The organism is Arthrobacter cryoconiti, from assembly GCF_020905375.1.
Taxonomy (GTDB): Bacteria; Actinomycetota; Actinomycetes; order Actinomycetales; family Micrococcaceae; genus Specibacter; species Specibacter cryoconiti.
In genome coordinates this window covers 1-16,926 of record NZ_JAJJBU010000018.1, presented here as the reverse complement: position 1 = coordinate 16,926, position 16,926 = coordinate 1, and the positions used below count along the sequence as shown (strand labels likewise).

Annotated in this window: 19 protein-coding genes; 8 read left to right on the top strand and 11 right to left on the bottom strand. The window is 56.5% G+C overall.

Translation table 11 applies throughout. From position 1 onward, the window contains the following. Positions 1-426 precede the first annotated feature (426 nt). Complete coding sequence (locus tag LOH53_RS09740; protein WP_230067549.1) at positions 427-684, top strand: metal-sensitive transcriptional regulator; 258 nt, start codon at positions 427-429, stop codon at positions 682-684. Positions 685-704: 20 nt separating this feature from the next. Here the strand turns inward: LOH53_RS09740 and LOH53_RS09735 are convergent, their stop codons facing one another. Continuing rightward, complete coding sequence (locus tag LOH53_RS09735; protein ID WP_230067548.1) at positions 705-1,349, bottom strand: response regulator transcription factor; 645 nt, start codon at positions 1,347-1,349, stop codon at positions 705-707. 75 nt (positions 1,350-1,424) lie between these two features. Here LOH53_RS09735 and LOH53_RS09730 point away from each other — a divergent pair, with 75 nt between their 5' ends. Beyond that, positions 1,425-1,628 (top strand): hypothetical protein, encoded by a 204-nt coding sequence (locus LOH53_RS09730; protein WP_230067547.1) that lies wholly within the window; start codon positions 1,425-1,427, stop codon positions 1,626-1,628. A 144-nt stretch (positions 1,629-1,772) separates the two neighbouring features. Here LOH53_RS09730 and LOH53_RS09725 read toward each other — a convergent pair whose 3' ends face one another. From LOH53_RS09725 to LOH53_RS09720, 3 genes are all read right to left on the bottom strand, one after another. Beyond that, the gene (locus LOH53_RS09725; protein ID WP_230067546.1) at positions 1,773-2,414 is read right to left on the bottom strand and encodes a dihydrofolate reductase family protein; all 642 of its coding nucleotides are present in this window, start codon (positions 2,412-2,414) and stop codon (positions 1,773-1,775) included. A 1-nt stretch (position 2,415) separates the two neighbouring features. Further along, positions 2,416-2,544, bottom strand: coding sequence for a hypothetical protein (locus tag LOH53_RS16825; protein WP_268251083.1), 129 nt, complete (start codon positions 2,542-2,544; stop codon positions 2,416-2,418). A 111-nt stretch (positions 2,545-2,655) separates the two neighbouring features. After that, positions 2,656-3,222: a dihydrofolate reductase family protein gene (locus LOH53_RS09720; protein WP_230067545.1), complete on the bottom strand. Its 567-nt coding sequence runs from the start codon at positions 3,220-3,222 to the stop codon at positions 2,656-2,658. A 238-nt stretch (positions 3,223-3,460) separates the two neighbouring features. On the opposite strand from LOH53_RS09720, the gene LOH53_RS09715 reads away from it, so the two are divergent. Beyond that, on the top strand, positions 3,461-3,814 hold the full coding sequence (locus tag LOH53_RS09715; RefSeq protein WP_230067544.1) for a PadR family transcriptional regulator: 354 nt from the start codon (positions 3,461-3,463) through the stop codon (positions 3,812-3,814). 2 nt (positions 3,815-3,816) lie between these two features. Then, positions 3,817-4,185: a DUF1048 domain-containing protein gene (locus LOH53_RS09710; RefSeq protein ID WP_230067543.1), complete on the top strand. Its 369-nt coding sequence runs from the start codon at positions 3,817-3,819 to the stop codon at positions 4,183-4,185. A gap of 368 nt (positions 4,186-4,553) precedes the next feature. Here LOH53_RS09710 and LOH53_RS09705 read toward each other — a convergent pair whose 3' ends face one another. From LOH53_RS09705 to LOH53_RS09695, 3 genes are all read right to left on the bottom strand, one after another. Beyond that, on the bottom strand, positions 4,554-5,285 hold the full coding sequence (locus tag LOH53_RS09705) for a flavodoxin family protein (RefSeq protein WP_230067542.1): 732 nt from the start codon (positions 5,283-5,285) through the stop codon (positions 4,554-4,556). A 202-nt stretch (positions 5,286-5,487) separates the two neighbouring features. Continuing rightward, a complete protein-coding gene (locus tag LOH53_RS09700; RefSeq protein WP_230067541.1) occupies positions 5,488-5,790 on the bottom strand; it encodes an NAD-binding protein in 303 nt (100 codons plus the stop codon). Positions 5,791-6,192: 402 nt separating this feature from the next. After that, positions 6,193-6,555 (bottom strand): VOC family protein, encoded by a 363-nt coding sequence (locus LOH53_RS09695; protein WP_268251082.1) that lies wholly within the window; start codon positions 6,553-6,555, stop codon positions 6,193-6,195. A gap of 470 nt (positions 6,556-7,025) precedes the next feature. Here LOH53_RS09695 and LOH53_RS09690 point away from each other — a divergent pair, with 470 nt between their 5' ends. From LOH53_RS09690 to LOH53_RS09675, 4 genes are all read left to right on the top strand, one after another. Continuing rightward, positions 7,026-7,187 (top strand): hypothetical protein, encoded by a 162-nt coding sequence (locus LOH53_RS09690; protein WP_230067539.1) that lies wholly within the window; start codon positions 7,026-7,028, stop codon positions 7,185-7,187. Continuing rightward, positions 7,184-7,615, top strand: a complete 432-nt coding sequence (locus tag LOH53_RS09685) for a nuclear transport factor 2 family protein (protein WP_230067538.1) — start codon at positions 7,184-7,186, stop codon at positions 7,613-7,615. Before LOH53_RS09690 ends, LOH53_RS09685 begins: the two co-directional genes overlap by 4 nt. 96 nt (positions 7,616-7,711) lie before the next feature. Beyond that, positions 7,712-9,751, top strand: a complete 2,040-nt coding sequence (locus LOH53_RS09680; protein ID WP_230067537.1) for a hydantoinase/oxoprolinase family protein — start codon at positions 7,712-7,714, stop codon at positions 9,749-9,751. Further along, positions 9,744-11,330 (top strand): hydantoinase B/oxoprolinase family protein, encoded by a 1,587-nt coding sequence (locus LOH53_RS09675; RefSeq protein ID WP_230067536.1) that lies wholly within the window; start codon positions 9,744-9,746, stop codon positions 11,328-11,330. The genes LOH53_RS09680 and LOH53_RS09675 overlap by 8 nt, the downstream gene beginning before the upstream one ends. A 26-nt stretch (positions 11,331-11,356) precedes the next feature. On the opposite strand, the gene LOH53_RS16930 is transcribed toward LOH53_RS09675, so the two are convergent. From LOH53_RS16930 to LOH53_RS09655, 4 genes are read right to left on the bottom strand one after another with little or no spacing between them, the layout of a single operon-like run. After that, entirely contained in the window at positions 11,357-12,886 is a 1,530-nt protein-coding gene (locus LOH53_RS16930) for a PucR family transcriptional regulator (RefSeq protein ID WP_230067535.1), read from the bottom strand. Then, entirely contained in the window at positions 12,879-13,943 is a 1,065-nt protein-coding gene (locus tag LOH53_RS09665; RefSeq protein ID WP_230067534.1) for an S-methyl thiohydantoin desulfurase domain-containing protein, read from the bottom strand. The genes LOH53_RS16930 and LOH53_RS09665 overlap by 8 nt, the downstream gene beginning before the upstream one ends. 2 nt (positions 13,944-13,945) lie before the next feature. Then, positions 13,946-15,193 (bottom strand): hypothetical protein, encoded by a 1,248-nt coding sequence (locus LOH53_RS09660; RefSeq protein ID WP_230067533.1) that lies wholly within the window; start codon positions 15,191-15,193, stop codon positions 13,946-13,948. 21 nt (positions 15,194-15,214) lie between these two features. Further along, the gene (locus tag LOH53_RS09655) at positions 15,215-16,546 is read right to left on the bottom strand and encodes an MFS transporter (RefSeq protein ID WP_230067532.1); all 1,332 of its coding nucleotides are present in this window, start codon (positions 16,544-16,546) and stop codon (positions 15,215-15,217) included. Positions 16,547-16,926 lie beyond the last annotated feature (380 nt).

Sequence of the window (16,926 nt, the reverse complement as noted above, 5' to 3'; positions counted from 1 at the left end):
CTTTGCCGTTGGAATTTTCCTGTTCGTGGCCCGGGCAGCGTTGAGAAGCGCGGACCCCGCGCATGACCTGATCAACATGCTGGCCGCAGCCCGCCCACGTAGTCTTTCCACATTTCTTACATGTCACTGCACGGCACATCTGTTTGCTCCCTTGGTATGAATGGATAACTCCAGAATAATACCCCATGGGGTATCTTTGGACTGCTTTAGTCCTTCCAGGGGGCAATCGTCTGTCCCGTGGAGAATTGGTCACAGCCATTGCGTCAAACGATTGTCCCAATGATGAATTGGCTGCGTATGCGGCTGGCTAAGGATCATGACATGACGAGCAGCAAGTGTGACGTCAAACGTCCCTCCACGGTGGAGACTCGCATACCACTGGGGGTATAGAGTTGTTGAAATACTCAACAAGCCTTGGAGCGTGCGGTGGAACTCGATCCGACAGAACTTACGCCGGTTATTAACCGTCTCAAGCGCGCCCAAGGGCAGCTTGCCGCTGTCACTCGCATGCTGGAAGAGGGCCGGGACTGCAAGGAAGTTGTTACACAGCTTGCAGCAGTTTCTAAAGCCCTGGACCGCGCAGGATTCGCCATTATCGCCACAGGCTTAGAACAGTGCATTACGCAAAAAGACGCCAGCATGAGCAAGAAGGACCTAGAAAAGCTGTTCCTATCCTTGGCCTGACCCGGACGGTAGGGCTCGTTTTACCGTAGTGGTGGGATCCTTTTGTGGTCCGGAAAGAATCCGTGGTCCACACCCCAAATAATCGCGTTGGCTCTGTTAGCAACGTTGATACGGCGGTAGCAGCTTCGGATGAGCGTTTTGACGGTGTTGACTGATAGTCGAACCCTCTCGGCAATCTCGGTATTGCTGAGACCCTGGGTGATGAGTGCCAGCACTTCGGCTTCCCGTTGGGTCAGACCCTCTTCGCGTCCAGGCCAATCGCCGATGCTCGTTTTTGCATTGCCGCCAGGGCCATAAAATACCTGAGCTACGCCGTGGTGAATATCGTGGAGAGCACTAACCAGCTGTGCAGCCGGCAGGCCTTTTGAGAGGTACCCGCTGGCGCCGTTGGCCAGCGCGGCCCTGACTCGGGTTTCATCGAGATCCCATGAATAGACCACTACTTTGCCGGACAAAGGATTAGCGGCCAGATCATGCACATCCTCCCGATCGCCCGGCGTTGCTGCAAACGTATCGTACAGCGTCAGGTCCACGCGCCTGGCCACCGTGCTATTGAGGTCAAGTTCCACGACTTCCAGGGTGTCCCCATAGGACTGCAGCATCGTCTCCAAACCCCGCAGCACAATCTCGTAGTCATCCACCAGTGCAATGCGAAGGCTGTCCATTCCATCACTATAGGACAAACGAATTCACCCCTGGGGGTGAAGAAGTTCGCCGCGTTAGAAGATTAGGCTGCTTGCGTGAACAAGATCAAGGCCGACGGCGGCGTCAGGCGAAGAGATGGAGATCTGGGTCAGGCCACGACTCGGGAATTGATCGTGCAACTGGCCCTGGCCGAAGAAGAGCGTAGAAATACAGCCAGCCCGGGCCGCATCGCTGAGATAGCCAAACGTGAGCAAGATCTTGTGGCTGCTTTGCGAAAGAGCGAACTCACGCACTCCTAGCCGTCGACGTGATCGCTAAAATTCCGAACATACTGCGCTGGGGTTCGGATAGAACTCGGCGTCGGCGTAGGGGTTGGAGTTGAGGCCGCAGGTCAGGGCGAAGCCGACGCGGGTGAGTCAGTGTTCGGCTCTCGTGGGTTCGTGCTATCGGGTGAAGGTCACGTGGATGGCACCGCTCTCGGCGACTTCCGTTGTGACCTTGTGGGTGCGGTCGAGGCCGGGCAGATCGTCCCACAACCGGGTTCCGCGGCCCAGGATGATGGGGGTGATCATGAGATGCAGGTCATCTACCAGGTTGGCTCGCAGGAAATCGCGCGCGGTGCCAATCCCTCCGCCCACGCGCACGTCCAGTCCGCCGGCCGCTTCTCTCGCTTCGATGAGCACGTCCTCGACGGAGGTGCTGCGGAAGTGGAACGTCGTTTCTCCCGCCATCGGGATCGACGGACGCGGTGCGGCGTGGGTGAGTACATAGACCGGGGTGCCGAAAGGCGGTTGGTTTCCCCACCATCCTTTCCAGTCCGGGTCGTCGGGGAACGAGTGTAGGCCGAACATGGCTGCGCCCATGATCTCGGCGCCGACACCTTGGAAGAACGCGGCGGCGTAGGTGTTATCGATGCCGGTCGTGCCGGTGGAGTCGCCAACGACTTGTTCGTGGAATGTGCGGGTCGCCGAATAGGCTGCCGTGAGGCGGTTCCAGTCCTCGCCCATCGGATTTTCGGATGATCGGCCTGCAGTTGAAGTGTAGCCATCCAGCGAGACGAACAGGTCCATGCGAACGCGGGTCATATCAGGTCTCCTTTAGGGGTGGCTGGGACACGGCTGCTGGTGTCTTCACCAACCGTTCTCCGACGGCAGGGCGCGTCGGAGCCGCGAGCGGGCGGAGGACGGCGTCGAGTTCATCATGATTCTTAGGCATGTGCGTCAGTCTCATTAAAGTGAGGGGATTAGTCAATCGTTTCACGCGAGCAATGTGACTCGCGTTTGGCTCGTGTCTTGGATCAATCAGCTAAAGCGACTCTGAATCACTTCATTCGCGGTCGTGGATAGCGTAGCGGACGTAGATCACACCATTGGTGAACCTTCGGTGGTCCAGTAGTTCCAGGTCGATCCGCACGCCCAGAGGCAGCGCCGGTTTGCCGCCTCCCACGAGCACGGGGCACATGAGTAACACGCACTCGTCGACCAGCCCGTGACGGAACGCCTGCGCCGCGATAGTCGCACCGCCGATGCTCAGATTAGAGCTGGACAGCTCCTTGAGATGTCGCACCGACTCCGGTTCAAACTGCCGCTCGATCCTCGTACGCGCCGTCGACACCCCTGCGAGTGTCGACGAGTACACAACTTTGTCGGCGTCGCGCCAGACCTTCGCGTACTCTCGGACGACCGCGGGCTGGGCCGTCAGCCAGTCGTCGTTCTCCCAGACGCGCATCGTTTCATACATGCGGCGACCATAGAGGGCTGTGCCAATGTTCCGCTCGTGTTCGTTCCAGAAAGCGTGCACTTCCTCGTCCGGTACAGACCAGCTGAAGGAGCCTGTTTCGTCCTCAAGATAGCCGTCGAGCGAGGTGTTGGCCCCGTATATCAGCTTGCCCATAGTTGCCTCCGGTCTGACGGGTTACTTCTTTCTACCGCGTCAGGGCGACACCGGCAAGGTCGTTAGAGGTGAGATTTGGGCAGACGAGCTAGTTTGCAGCTCTCAAAGCTCTGGTGTTTCTTTATTGCTGCATCCATCAACTGTAGAAAAGCCGCTATTCAGTCTTGCTAGCTAGTGGTACTACGCGTTACTATCTAGCAGTAGTCAATGTCATTGAGTAGTGGAGAGGACGGGCGTCATGAACAAGCAGCAGATGACCGAGATGCTCAAGGGCACGCTCGAGGGAATCGTGCTTGAGATCCTGGCCACGCAGCCGGCTTACGGGTACGAAATCACAGCCCAGCTGCGAGAACAGGGCTTCTCCGACGTCGTCGAGGGCACTGTCTACGCGTTGCTGGTCAGGCTTGAGCGGCGCGGCCTGGTGGACGTCGAAAAGGTCCCATCAGCGAAAGGACCACCGCGCAAGGTCTACTCGCTGAACGGACGGGGAGAGGAGTACCTCAGCGGGTTCTGGCGGACCTGGGACTTCCTCGTTGAACGGATACAGCAGCTTCACCCCCGCAAAGAACACCCACAGGAAGAAGGGCAGTAGAAATGGCAGCAAAGTGGCTGGAATCTTTGACTGGATCGCTCGAGCAGAAGAAGCAGTATAGACAGGACAAAACTCGCATCGATTCGCTCCCGGAGCCCTACGGCAGTACAGCGAAGGCCATGCACCGTTACTTGATGTATTGCGGGGGCATCACCGACGGTGACACCCTCATCGCGATGTTCGGGGACCTAGCGGACTTGTGGGAACGCGCAGCGGTCGACGCGACGCCCGTGCGGGAGATAGTTGGTGAGGACCCTGTCGACTTCGCTGAAACATTCGCGCAGGCTTATGCAGGCAAGCAATGGATCGACAAAGAGCGTGCACGTCTGAATCAGGCTGTTGAGGACGCCGAGCGCAAGGAACGGATGTGAGAACGCAGCCCCGAACCCAGCTCGCTGCGACCCAAAGACGGTGGCGCGGATCTGCAAGCGAGGTCAGGCCAGCATCTACCACGGGCACGCCGTTGGAAGTTCAACAATGTTGATCGCACAAAGCTGTGGTTGTGAAAACGTCTTCTGTTAGCGTTCTATCGGGAACGGTTGCGGTTCGCTGTAAACGTCTCGTCGGTGCAAGATTGGATGGTGGGTTGGGGGCGCGAGCACGACTCACCACAGATATTTTCCGGGATTCTCACACGCGGCACAGAACCGGAAACGGGCCGACTAAACATCAACCGAGTAGAGGGGTCCCTGTTGACGGACCACTGAGTTCTGTCGAATCACTGCAGCATAGCTACGGGTCAGGAACGGTACTCCGGGTTCTCGAAATCAAAGCGCGCCCCAGCGTCCCACTTGCGGCGTTGATTGCCGTGTGTGGGGAATCCGCCCATCGTTTTCAGCGTGTGTGCGAGGTGCATCAGGTTCCACGTCATAAAGGTGGTGTTTCGTTTTGTGAATTCGTTGTCCAACCCCGCCCGCGTACCGTCGTCTTGCATGTCGCCATAGCTTGGCCCCGGTCCTGCTTCGCCGATCCATCCAGAATCAGCTTGCGGCGGTATCGAATAGCCGATGTGCTGCAAGCTGTAGAGAACGTTGGAAGCGCAGTGTTTGATGCCGTCCTCGTTGCCGGTGATTAGGCAGCCCCCGACCCGGCCGTAGTAGAGCCACTGGCCATGGTCGTTTAGCTCCCCGGAGTGGGCGTAGAGCCGTTCGATGACCTTCTTCGTCTCACTGCTGTTGTCCCCAAGCCAGATGGGGCCGGCAATTACGAGAATATCGGCGGCGAGCACGCGCGGGAACAGGTCCGGCCACGCGTCTGCTTCCCAGCCGTGCTCGCGCATATCGGGATACACCCCGGATGCTATTTGATGGTCTACGGAACGGAACCCATCAACTCGCACGCCTTGCTTTGCCATGATTGCGGCACTGGAATCAATGAGCAATTGCGTGTGGCTGATGGCAGGCGAGCGAGTAAGTGTGGTGTTGATGAATAATGCGTTCACGTTGGAAAAATCCGGATGGTTCGCTGACATGTCAGTTCTTCCTTAGAGATCGCAGGATGGTGTGGACCTCGATTCGTTTTTCGAGGGTTACGTAAACAGCTCACCGGTCAAGGAATCGAACTAGAGCGGTGCGTTGATCGTGGTTGAGGCAGCCGCGGGATCGTTAGTCGCGGTGGCCCAGCCGATGCTGTCCCGTGGCTAAAGAGCACCGAGCCTAACACGCAGTTGACACTCACACAATGATGGTGTTTCGCATGGTCGCTGCCGGCAGCATCTTGCGCCCCAGCGTGACCGCATCGGGGTCTTCCTTGGGAAGGATTCCGGAGCGGGCCACCATAATTACCTGTGACCCGAGGCGGGCGAGGGCCTGTCCGAGTTCGCAGACGATGGGTCCGTCGCAGATGATGGTCAGCCGTAACGGGAGTGTTTGAAGGTCCGCCACGGTTTCTGGGGTGACCACCAGGGCGGTGTCAAGTTCCGGGATGACGGCGGTCACGGGCGCGATGCCGGAACCCGTTGTAAGAGCCCAAGGCATCAGTACGTTGGGCTGTGGCTCCCCATCGTTAGGATGAGCGGAATTGTTGGGCCAAAGGACGATACCTCGACACGGAGAGTCTTCAGAAACCACTTCAGCGGCATGTTATCTCGGTGATGCAGGCGTATAGCTGTTTGACCTTGTCGGTCGCGGAGTTGCAGGAGAGTGTTTCAATCCGGCCAATGTGGCACTTCTTATTTGCCGCAGCCAATCTATTTGCTGAAGCCAATTTGGCAGCGAATATTGAACACCGAATGTGGCGGCCACCGCTGGGTGGCCTCGCAATTGCCTGTGTTCGCGCCTGGATGGTTGTGGGCCAAATGCAGAGAACTATCGCGTGCTTTGTCAGCGCTAAACTAGGCCATTTTGGATTGAGGTAATGATGGCGCTGACGGACTTGCGCTAGTGGGAGATTTGCTGAAGTGCCCAGGAATTCCCGTCGGGATCGCTGAAATAGGCGTAGCTGACACCGCCGCCCATATCGCTGACCTCGGATACCTCCACCCCGTTTCCGAGAAGTTTCAGGCGGACGGCAGTAAGGTCTTCCACGACTAAATGTAGGCCATGTACCGGTGCCGCATGGGGGTCACTGATGCCAACACCAATTACGATGGAACATGCTGAGCCTGGTGGTGTTAGCTGGACGATCCGCATACCGTTGCCGGGCTCAATGTCATGATCGAGGTGAAAGCCCACTTGGTCAACGTAGAAAGCTATGCTCCGGGCAACCTCCGTTGAAGGCAACGGAATTAATTCCAAACGCATGTCCACAGGGACTCCTTTCACCCGCACGGTTCGCGGAATTGTGTCGAAATATGATCTGCCTACCTGACATGCTACTTAAGTCCGACGGCGGCCACGCGGGAGCGGTGTCCGATTCCGGAAGTAGTGCATTCCGAGGGGAGCAGTGCCAGATCAGCGCGAAGCCTACCCCGCGAGTCTGCCTTCGGAAGCATCACACCATTCACAAAGAGACCTTTCACAGGGGTGTCTTTGAGGCGTTGGACAACCTCTGTGAGACGGCCTTCGGAGAGAGTAAGTGAAGGTGATTGCCAAATTTTGTGTCTCTTGGTTCAGATTCTCCCACTGCCCACTAATACAGAGGTGCACGGATACGGGCTTCACTCAACAGAACTTCAACGGGGACCTTCAAGGCCTGTGCGCCATGCACTGATCGCAGAAGAGCGAATTTGGAAGAATATGGAACTGCTAATCAACTTTCAAAGGAGCCCACCATGTCTGAGGTACTGTCCAAGATCTCTCGTTTGAATCCCGAACCGGACATGAGTGACGATGATGCGCTGATTCCCGTCATAGTCAGCACTGTAGTGGGGGATGGCAGGGAGAAATATGTTGCGTCGCTGTCGTGTGCACATCAGATTGTGGTGCCGTCGTGACAGGCGTCCATCCCTGTCACGACGAGGTCGCTGTCGTACTTTCAAGAATGTATGCCGCATATCTCCGAGGCGACTCGGCGGAAATAGATAGTTGTCTAGATCCCAACGTCAAGATCTTTGATTCTGAGCACGCCAATCTCATTTCCGGATTCTTCGAGCTCGGTGTCCTGAGAGAAGGCCGAAACTCTGCCTTGCCGTCAACCTTCGCTGAAACACAGCTGACTGTAACGGAGCTTTTGGTGTGCTCCGCTTCTGGGGCTCTAGTCGCCAGCTATTGGTTGCAGGTCGATCTGACAGACCTCCACGGGTGTCCGTTGGATCCGGAATTGAGCCGCAATACGGCCGTATTCGTGCGTGACGAAACAGCCCTACGAATTGTCCACTTGCATGAGGATGTTTGGTCGGGTGCTCAGACTAGTCAGGCTTGATGCCTAGTAGTTGAAATCTAAGTGTGCACAGTGCACTGCTGAAAAAGTTGACGATGTCTATCGTTGTAATCAGTTGACCAATTAAGGAGGACGTTCGTGGCTTTTCGCGTCGCAATGGATATCGGTGGGACATTTACAGACATTGTCGTGCATGATACCGAAACTGGAAACTTTACTGCTTCCAAAGCAGACACGACTCCGGGTCGGTTAACCGATGGGGTCCTTCAGGCAATAACCCAACTTCGCATCGAACCCGGCGAAATCGAATACTTCGTGCACGGAACAACGCAGGGATTGAACGCTTTGTTAGAGCGGAAGGGCGCGAACGTCATGCTGATTACGAATGAGGGAATGCGCGATGTGTACACAATCGCACGCGGCAATCGCACACGCATGTTCGACATTCACTATCGCAAACAAAAGCCACTTGTTGCGCGTGAGGACACATTCGGTGTCGGAGGTCGGGTGAAAGCAGACGGAACCGAGTTATATCAGCTTGATGAGCAACGTGTTCACGAATTAGCGGTTGCCGCGCGGGAAAGAGGTTACGAGTCCATCGCTGTCTGCCTGCTTTTCAGTTTCCTGGCACCAGAACATGAATTGCGGATCGAGGAGATTCTGCGCGAAGTCCTCGGGGAAGAGATTATGATCGTACTCTCGCACCGTGTTAGCGGGGAGTGGCGCGAATATGAGCGCACGTCTTCAACAGTACTAGAAGCCTATACAGGTCCCGTTGTGCGCAACTACCTTGAACAAATTGGCGAAAGGTTCGTACAGACCGGCATATCTGCCCAAGTTCAAGTCATGCAGTCATCCGGCGGGATAGTTTCTGCTGACTTTGCTCGGCAGCATCCACTTCAAACACTGCTTTCGGGTCCCGTTGGCGGTGCTGCAGGGGGAGCCGCGCTCAGTAAGGTACTGGCAACCCCGCACGCCATCTGTATCGACATGGGCGGCACTTCATTCGACGTTTCACTCATTCTCAATCACGCCCCGGATATCACCACCGATGGCAGTGCTGACGGATTCCCAGTACTCATGCCTCTTGTTAATCTCCACACAATCGGTGCAGGGGGCGGCTCGATTGCTCGCTGCGCTGGAGGTGGCCTACGTGTGGGGCCTGACTCCGCCGGTGCGACGCCTGGTCCAGCCAGCTACGGTCGCGGAGGAACGGAGCCGACGATTACGGATGCGAACGTGGTTTTAGGCAGGGTAGATCCTGATTGGTTTGCCGGTGGGCGAATGACACTGGACGGGGTTGCGGCTTCCGTGGCCGTTGAACGGTTGGGAGCAGAGATTGGGCTCGGAACGATCGAAGCGGCTGAAGGCGTGCTTGACATTGCGAACGCGACAATGGCACAAGCGATTCGCACGCTGACCGTCGAGCACGGACTGGAACCAACAGATTTCACCCTTATCGCCTTCGGAGGTGCGGGACCCATGCATGCCGAGGGAATTGCCCGGGAGCTGGGCGTGACACGTGTAATCGTGCCGGAGTATCCAGGCGCGTTCTCGGCGTGGGGAATGCTTGGTGCCGACGTTCGTCGCGACTTCAGCCACCAATTTTACGTCCAACGTGATTTGCTTGACGGGACTGAATTGCAGGTCGCGCTGCGCAAGCTCGGTGATGAGGCCCGCGAGGTTTTGACCACTCAAGCGATTACCACTGATATGCAAGGTGTGGAATATGCGCTGGACATGCGATACATCGGACAGGATTACACACTGAGCATTCCACTGCTGGGGCTCGATGAAGTGGTCGGTAAAGATTTTATCGGAGATATCGCCTCGAGATTTGAACGCAGTCACCGCAGCCGATACGGGCACGCCAACGGTGCGGCACCCTTCGAAATCGTCAATATCAGAGTGACTGGCACGGGAAAGAGCCCGCATGGGCATATCACAGGGGGTAGTGCGCTGGAAAGCGGGGGCGTCGTTAAGAACGTTGCCATTGTTTTCAACGGAGAGACTCACACGGCTCCTGTCTACAAGCGCTCGAGACTTATCCCAGGCCAGCGCATTATGGGTCCGGCGATCGTCCTTGAAGAAACCACAACGACAGTCATTTCTCCACTTGCATCCCTAACGCGGGAAGTCAGTGGCGTCCTCACTATGGAGGTGCACCCGCGTGCCTAATATCAGCCCTGTAACGACCGAGATCATCCGCTGCGCGCTGTCACAGGCTGCGGAGGATATGAATACGACACTTATCCGTTCCGCGTATACACCCACTATTTACGAGGCGAAAGACTGCGCCGTCGCTATCCTCGATTCAGCTCATCGTGTGCTTGGGCAGTCCTCGGGGCTACCCATCTTCCTCGGTAACCTCGAAGAATGTACCCGCGCAACTGAAGAGCGCTTTGGTTCTGCCGTGTGGCAACCGGGCGATGTCTGGGTTATGAATGATGCCTACGTTGCGGGAGCACATTTGAACGATGTGACTATCTACGCTCCCATCTTTCTCGATGACAGCGGTCAGGATCTCATCGGTTTTGCGGCATCACGAGCGCACTGGATTGACCTAGGATCGAAAGACCCTGGCGGCTCCATGGATTCGACGAGCATCTATCAGGAGGGTTTGCGCCTAGGCGCAACCAAACTCATGTCCGGCGGTTTGGAAATTGATCCCATCATTGATCTCATCGCCACAAATTCTCGTTTCCCCGAACCACTAATTGGAGACATGCGTGCCCAAATCGCCTGCGTTAGGACGGGAACGTCACGACTGCGCGAGATTACCCGGCGTTGGGGCATTGACACTGTCGAAGCCGCGCGTGACTCCTATTTTGCTCAGACTGCCCAGCTTGAACGTGAGGCAATCACTGCTGTCCCCGACGGCGAGTACAGCGCATCAGGGAGACTTGACAATGACGGTATTGACATCGGAACACCGATTCCAATAGTCGTGAAAGTCACGGTCAGTGGGGATCGCATCCATATCGACCTAACTGAATCAGCGGATCAGGCACTCGGGCCGATCAACTGCGGACGCGCTCAGGCGGTGGCCGCCTGCCGCGTCGCATATAAGGCTCTCCTGAGTCCTGACTTACCCCTTAACGGTGGGTCATTTTTGCCACTAACCGTCGATGTTCGGCAGGGCTCTGTTCTCGGGGCTCAGGAGCCTGCTGCCGTGCAGTACTACTACTCACACCTTGGACTTTTGATCGACCTCGTCGTGACTGCACTGTCTCCGGCCATGCCCGATCGGGCCGCCGCTGCAAGTTACGGCGACTCACTGATCGTGCAGATGATGGGCACGGATCCTCGCACGCAGATGCCTTTCCTGTCTCAGGAAGCGACTGTTGGTGGTTGGGGTGCGTGGGCAGGTAGCGACGGGGAAAGTTGTTTGATCAACAATGTCAATGGTTCTCTCCGGGACATGCCAGTGGAAGTAATGGAGACTCTTTTTCCAGTGCGGATCGAGCGTTATGAAGTACGCGAGGGATCAGGTGGAGCTGGCGAATGGCGCGGCGGCGATGGTGTCATCAGGAAGTATGTGTTCGAAGCCGATCAGGATTTGTCGCTTTGGTGGGAGCGTTCAGTTACGCCCGCATGGGGCCTATTTGGCGGTGGGAGCGGGCAAGCCCCTAGGGTTCGCCTCAATCCCGGCACCCAGGATGAGCGAGAACTACTGAAGGCCAACGCGATTCGGGTGCGAGCAGGAGATGTTTTGCTCTGTGAGTCAGGCGGCGGCGGCGGATATGGCAACGCCTAGTTCCGCAGAATTGGCTGGCCTGCGGATCATGATGGGCGACGACGGCCGCTTGTATCGCTACTGTTGACAAGCAGGTTCGCCGCAACGTGAATGGCGAGACGTCGGTCAGGGTCTGCGGTGTCTATGCCAAGTGAGCGGATTCGCTCAAGCCGCGCTGCAACAGTGTTACGGTGCAGCTTGAGCACTCTCGCGATCTTTGCAATGTGCTCACCGTTGTCAAGAGCGACTAGAAGTGTCCGCACGAGTTCACCGTCGTGATCGATTGCGGCTAGTCTTTCGAGGGTCGCCCGGGCCACGGCAAGCGTGTCTGAGGCAACTAGAATAGGTAGCACCCCTCGCTTTGAGATGGCGTTGCTGTCCAGCGCGGCCTGTCCTGTTTCGGCGGCGATTCTTGCCGCCAAGAGACCTTTTTCTATGGCCGCTGAGAGTTCACGCAAGTTTTGTATTGGCCCTACGATTCCGGCGGACTTCACGTAATCACTCGCTAACGCCTTAACTGACATTGCCGTGTCTTGCAACAGCTGTTCTGGGTCCAGTTCCTTGCCAGCATGCTCGGCTGCAATCCACTGCACGAAAGCCGAACCGCTTTCGACGAACGGGCTTGCCTCCCGTGAAGTGAGCCACCGCTCGCGAAGAAGAGTTGATTGTCTTAGCCGTTGCCGGCGGCCTTCTTCAACCGGTACGACGACGACGAAGTGCGGACCCGCGCTGGACCAGCCGAGGGCCGCTATTTCGGCGAGGACGTCATGATCTTTCTCGGATCCTTCCAGGAAGCGTTCCAGCAATTCCGCCGCATGATGTTCTTGCTCTTGGTCACGAAGTCTACGCAAAGCAGCCCATGAGGTGAGCGGTGCGGCAGCAATCCTGAGCACGTGACGAATTTCAGTTTGGCGAAGGCTTTCGTATGAATGGCGTGAAATGGCGTGAATTGTCGCCATCGAGTCAGACCTGGGGAACGGTACCTTCACAGATACATCGGACACCGCTGCAGTCTGTGGCCCGTTGGGTGTGCTGCGCGATGAGGCGGCTAGTGCAGTTGTGGCTACCACCTGGCCCCACTCGTCTGTCACACTAAAGTCGTATCCGGGCAATACCCGACCCAGCCCTTTGACTGTGCGGGCCGGGCTCGCCGCAGGGGTCGAAAGTTCAGCCACGGCAGCCACGATCGTGGCAGCGGTAGCGTCGGGCGAAGAGATGATCATGGCAGCTTGGACAGCGAAATCTAATGGGTCAGAGGTAATGGCGAGGAGAACGATCCCTAAGCTCTGTGCCAGTGCTGCAGTCGAATTTGCATGCACGTCCGAATGCGGCAGGATGACGCAGGCAGCTGCTCTCTCCCACGCGGCGCGAATGACAAGATCTACACTCCACCCGCTGGAAGCCACATCACCTGCCACGACAAGCGCGGTGCGTGGAGGCAATACCTTGACGGCTTCTCTCGTGGTTACTATTTTTACGCCACTGACTGGCTTTTCGAGTCCCGCAGCGGTCGAGACCACCACCGGTATGTCGAGCCGGGAGATCAATTCGGCAACCGTCATCGAATAGTCAGGCACGCGATCTCTCCGGAGTCTGCAATATTAATGGACTCCCCAGACCGGCGAGTGATCGTCCGGTCTCGGTGTGCCAGGCGGGTGGTGCATCAATGACCACGAATTCGACGCGGAGGCCTAGAACCAGGCGGTCGATGTCAACAACTCGGTAGTTTTCGTCAACTAGGAGGAGCTGATCTGGAGTTGTGGCTATGGGGATCCCATCTGCCAGCGCGAAAAAGATGTCGTTGTGCGCTTCTAGCCTTATCAAACGCGAGCGCCCGCCTTCCTCGCGGAGCAAGATGCTGACCGCATCAGAAGGGAAAGCGATTCCATCGAGGGCGTGTGGTGACATGTGTCCTGGATATTCGAGCGCACTGATGGTTCCTCGGCATATAGTTCGCGGTTTGGACCTGGATCTCGTCGGTAGTCGGTCGCCGCTCAACTCGAGCAGTCCGCTCATTGAACCTGAGACCGTGGTTGCCTTCAGTTGCTGACCGGTCATGGCATAACCGAAGAAGATGCCCCAGCCTCCGGCAGCGGCGACGCAGAAGCGGGCAAAGGCCTCTGTGCGCTCGTGGGCTACGTCGACTGTGATGGTTTCTTCGCCCGGCATGGCCAGTACGAACGGGCCAGCAGTAATCCCCCCAAGGGTAAAGAGTGTTTGCTCTAGCAGCGGAAAGACCCGGCCGCATCCGTCGCCGTCGACCACTGGAACATCGAGTACAGCCGCGGCCTGGACGGCAAGTAGAGCATTTTCCCCAGACAAGTTCAGGGCAACGATTCCTCGGATCTTGCGGCCAACAACTCGTTCAAAAGCTTTGGAAGCTCTTTCGATTTCTCCGCCGTCTGGAAGATACTCTGCGAGAGCCGCTGATGAACCGACAATACTCACAACAGCGTACGTGTACTCATCAGTGCATGAATTAACGTCTTGCATCTGCGCCGGGCGCTTGGACAATGTCTCAACTGTCCAGTCGTGCATGGCTCTGAGCGCTGAGAAATTGATACCTGATGAATAGACTCCTGCACTTAGCGTCAGAATCTCTAATTCCCGAACACCTATGGGCACGTTGTCCATACTCACCGATTTTCACCGGATAATACGGCGCGAACAATCAAAGAGCCCTCCGGCAGATATGCCATGGGCGCAGCCTCGATGCGTGGGACGCCCAGTCGGAGCGGGTGGGCGCCTGCGGTGATTGCGCGTCCGCTGAGATCGTCGGTGATGCTTTGGGTGAGAGACCCGGTTATTCCGTTCTCGAAGCCGTACACAATACGTGTCAATTCCGTACGAACACATGCATTTACAAGGCCATGAGCAGCGGCTCTTAGCCGCAAATATTCATCAGCGTCAGTTTCTTGGGCATCTTCTAGCCGGATAAGGGGCAGTCCGTCCCATTCCGCCCCTGCTCCGTCCAGCTTGTCTACTGGAACTTGGAGGGTTCGGAAAGCATTCAAATTTACGCAAACTCCGGCGAAAACGTTCAGCTCTTCGCGTGCAACCTGGCCGCCATTTACAAAATAGAGTGATGCGAATTCTCTGTCCCCTTGGGGGATTGCAACTACCGCAGCCTGTAGCGAATGCTGCTCAATTACTCCAGAAAGGATGGCTCCGTTAGCACTCTTCAATGCCACCATTGGAAATCGCTCAAAGTAGTCGGCCGAGACCATTCCCCCGCTGCCGCGCCCAATGTAAATCTCTGCGTGGGGAAAAGCCTTGGAGAGCTCGCTGGTTCGGGCAGCAGCCCAGCGCACCAAACCCGCATTGAGGATGGCACAATTTTCCCGTTCTCGGAGACCTACGCCTCCGATTTCGGCAGAAAGAACCACAATCGCGTTTGGGACTCGTTCCCTGATAAGCATTGCTAGACGTTCCTCGGGTTCAGCATCACTCAATGCACCGGTAGCTGCCACGGCAAATACCCGCGATCCGGCCTGGAACAGGTCATCGATGACTTTTATGAGCTCATCGTGAGAGGAGAAAGCGTGCCTGGCTCCCAGAAGACGCGTGCCGCCGTTGGCCACACGGACCCGCGAGCGAATAGGCTCTGCGAGTGCGCGTGGCCAACCGCTGAGCGGCCCCAGTGCTGGCGAGCTGGCGGGGGAGAGCCGGATTACGGAAACATCTGAGAAATCTAGGTCTCCTGCCTGCGGCTCGATGGCTATTCGAACTTCTGAAATACCCTCGGTCTCAGGATTGAGTATTTGGGCTAGGTTCTGGGGGTTCCATTTCTGGTGGTGACCTTCGACGACCGCAGCGGCTCGGAGTTGAGTTCCAGGAAGAATCGACACAAATCCCCGCTCATCGGCGGCTATGGATAGAATCATTTTTACCTCGGTCCGTGCCAGCTAGCTCAGTTCTTTACCCTCTGTTTCAGGCAAAGTCATCGCCGCGAGGAATGTCACTACCAAGAATGCCACAATGAAGAGCACCGTCGTTGAGAACGAAGCCGCACCCGCGAGCATGACGCCGATGACTGCGGGTGCTATTGCGTTCGAGATGAGCTGGGCGCTTGTAGCCCACGAGAATCCAGTGTTCCGCAATGAAGTCGGGTAAAGCTCGCCGTTCCAGGTATTCCAGATGCCCCACCCGCCGAGAATGAAGAATGAGAGAATGAAGTTAGCCACGTTGAGCGAGGTGAGGTCCCAGGAGAGTGCGAATAAAACGCCACCTGCGATCGCTCCACCGATAAATAGGAGGAAGACCGCACGCCGCCCCCAACGCGTAGTGAGAAATGAGGCCACGAGGTAGCCCGGAATCATGAACATCGCGCTGATGGCAACAAAGCCAAGACTGTCAGAGAGACTTAGCCCTCGCTGTTGCAGAAGTGTCGGTAACCATACCTGCAGGCCCCAGTAGCCCCAATTGAAAGCGAAGTTCACGATCAACATTTGGATTGTAATTCGCAAGAATGGTTTCTGAACCAGCTTGATGGGATTACCGAGGGCTGACGCCTTCATCTCAAATTTGGTGCCCTCGGGAATTTCCACGCCCAGCTTCCTCAGTACCGTTGATGCTTCTGAATCTCGGCCTTTGATGGCGAGCCAGTGTGGGGATTCGGGGACCCAGGCACGAATGACGAAGAGCCAAAGGCAGGCAGCTGCGCTGGCCAAAACGACTGCGCGCCATCCTAGAGAGCTAAAGGTCACTGTCACGCCAAGGGCTAGGAGCACGCCGATTGGCCAGCCGATTGAAAGTAATACCGTTGCCCGTCCGCGCACTCGCGTCGGCATCAGCTCGAGGAAGTAAGGGAAAGTCACTGTGTAGATTCCGGCGAACAAGAAACCGGCGACGATTCTAATCGCTAACAGAACAGTGAAGCTCGGGGCGACGGCCGAAAGCAAGGCTACGACGCCATAAGTGGCGAGACTGATGGTGGCAACTTTCCGGCGTCCAATCCGGTCGGCTATAGGGCCCCAAACTAGGACTCCCGGGATCATTCCTGTTGCGACGGCTGCAAGAAGCCAACCGAGCTGAACCTCGTTGAGGGAGAATTGCTTCACGACGTCGTCGGAGACGTAAACTAAGGCAAGTTGCTCCCATGACTCGATGACGAAGACGACGAATAATGCGATAGCGATTTTCCAATGCGCTCGTGTGAACGTCATTCGTTCAAATACATCGCCTATTGTTGTCGTCTGCCGGGAACGTTCAGAAGAGATCTTGGCATCGTTGCCCATGTACTACTCCTTCGGTGAATGTCGCCAGGTCGTCGGCGATGCTCTCATGGTAATCTGGGTCACTTCCCACTTTCCGTGCATTCCGCATGGTTCATTAGATGTTAGGTGTGCGGCATGCACTGTGTGAATATCTTCAGTCATGAGTGACTTTCAACCCTTTGCCGGATCTGATTCTTCTCTTTTGCTCGCTCGCTTAAAAGCCATTCATATTGGCCAATACTGAATGTTCGTCTGTGCTTCATGGCGATCGGTAGGATAGCCGTGCTCTCTGGTTTCCCGGCCTTGCCGCCGGGGACGTGCCTGGGATTGCTTGCTGGACGTTCTTCAAGAATTTTCTGCTTTCCCGGGGGGGGTGGACCTTGATTGATCCGCTCTCATTT

Bases quoted from the DNA above. Each gene is read 5' to 3' on its own strand.
- LOH53_RS09735 (WP_230067548.1), bottom strand. From the start codon at position 1,349: ATGGACAGCCTTCGCATTGCACTGGTGGATGACTACGAGATTGTGCTG.
- LOH53_RS09725 (WP_230067546.1), bottom strand. From the start codon at position 2,414: ATGACCCGCGTTCGCATGGACCTGTTCGTCTCGCTGGATGGCTACACT.
- LOH53_RS16825 (WP_268251083.1), bottom strand. From the start codon at position 2,544: ATGCCTAAGAATCATGATGAACTCGACGCCGTCCTCCGCCCGCTCGCG.
- LOH53_RS09720 (WP_230067545.1), bottom strand. From the start codon at position 3,222: ATGGGCAAGCTGATATACGGGGCCAACACCTCGCTCGACGGCTATCTT.
- LOH53_RS09715 (WP_230067544.1), top strand. From the start codon at position 3,461: ATGAACAAGCAGCAGATGACCGAGATGCTCAAGGGCACGCTCGAGGGA.
- LOH53_RS09710 (WP_230067543.1), top strand. From the start codon at position 3,817: ATGGCAGCAAAGTGGCTGGAATCTTTGACTGGATCGCTCGAGCAGAAG.
- LOH53_RS09705 (WP_230067542.1), bottom strand. From the start codon at position 5,285: ATGTCAGCGAACCATCCGGATTTTTCCAACGTGAACGCATTATTCATC.
- LOH53_RS09700 (WP_230067541.1), bottom strand. From the start codon at position 5,790: ATGCCTTGGGCTCTTACAACGGGTTCCGGCATCGCGCCCGTGACCGCC.
- LOH53_RS09695 (WP_268251082.1), bottom strand. From the start codon at position 6,555: ATGCGTTTGGAATTAATTCCGTTGCCTTCAACGGAGGTTGCCCGGAGC.
- LOH53_RS09690 (WP_230067539.1), top strand. From the start codon at position 7,026: ATGTCTGAGGTACTGTCCAAGATCTCTCGTTTGAATCCCGAACCGGAC.
- LOH53_RS09665 (WP_230067534.1), bottom strand. From the start codon at position 13,943: ATGGACAACGTGCCCATAGGTGTTCGGGAATTAGAGATTCTGACGCTA.
- LOH53_RS09660 (WP_230067533.1), bottom strand. From the start codon at position 15,193: ATGATTCTATCCATAGCCGCCGATGAGCGGGGATTTGTGTCGATTCTT.
- LOH53_RS09655 (WP_230067532.1), bottom strand. From the start codon at position 16,546: ATGGGCAACGATGCCAAGATCTCTTCTGAACGTTCCCGGCAGACGACA.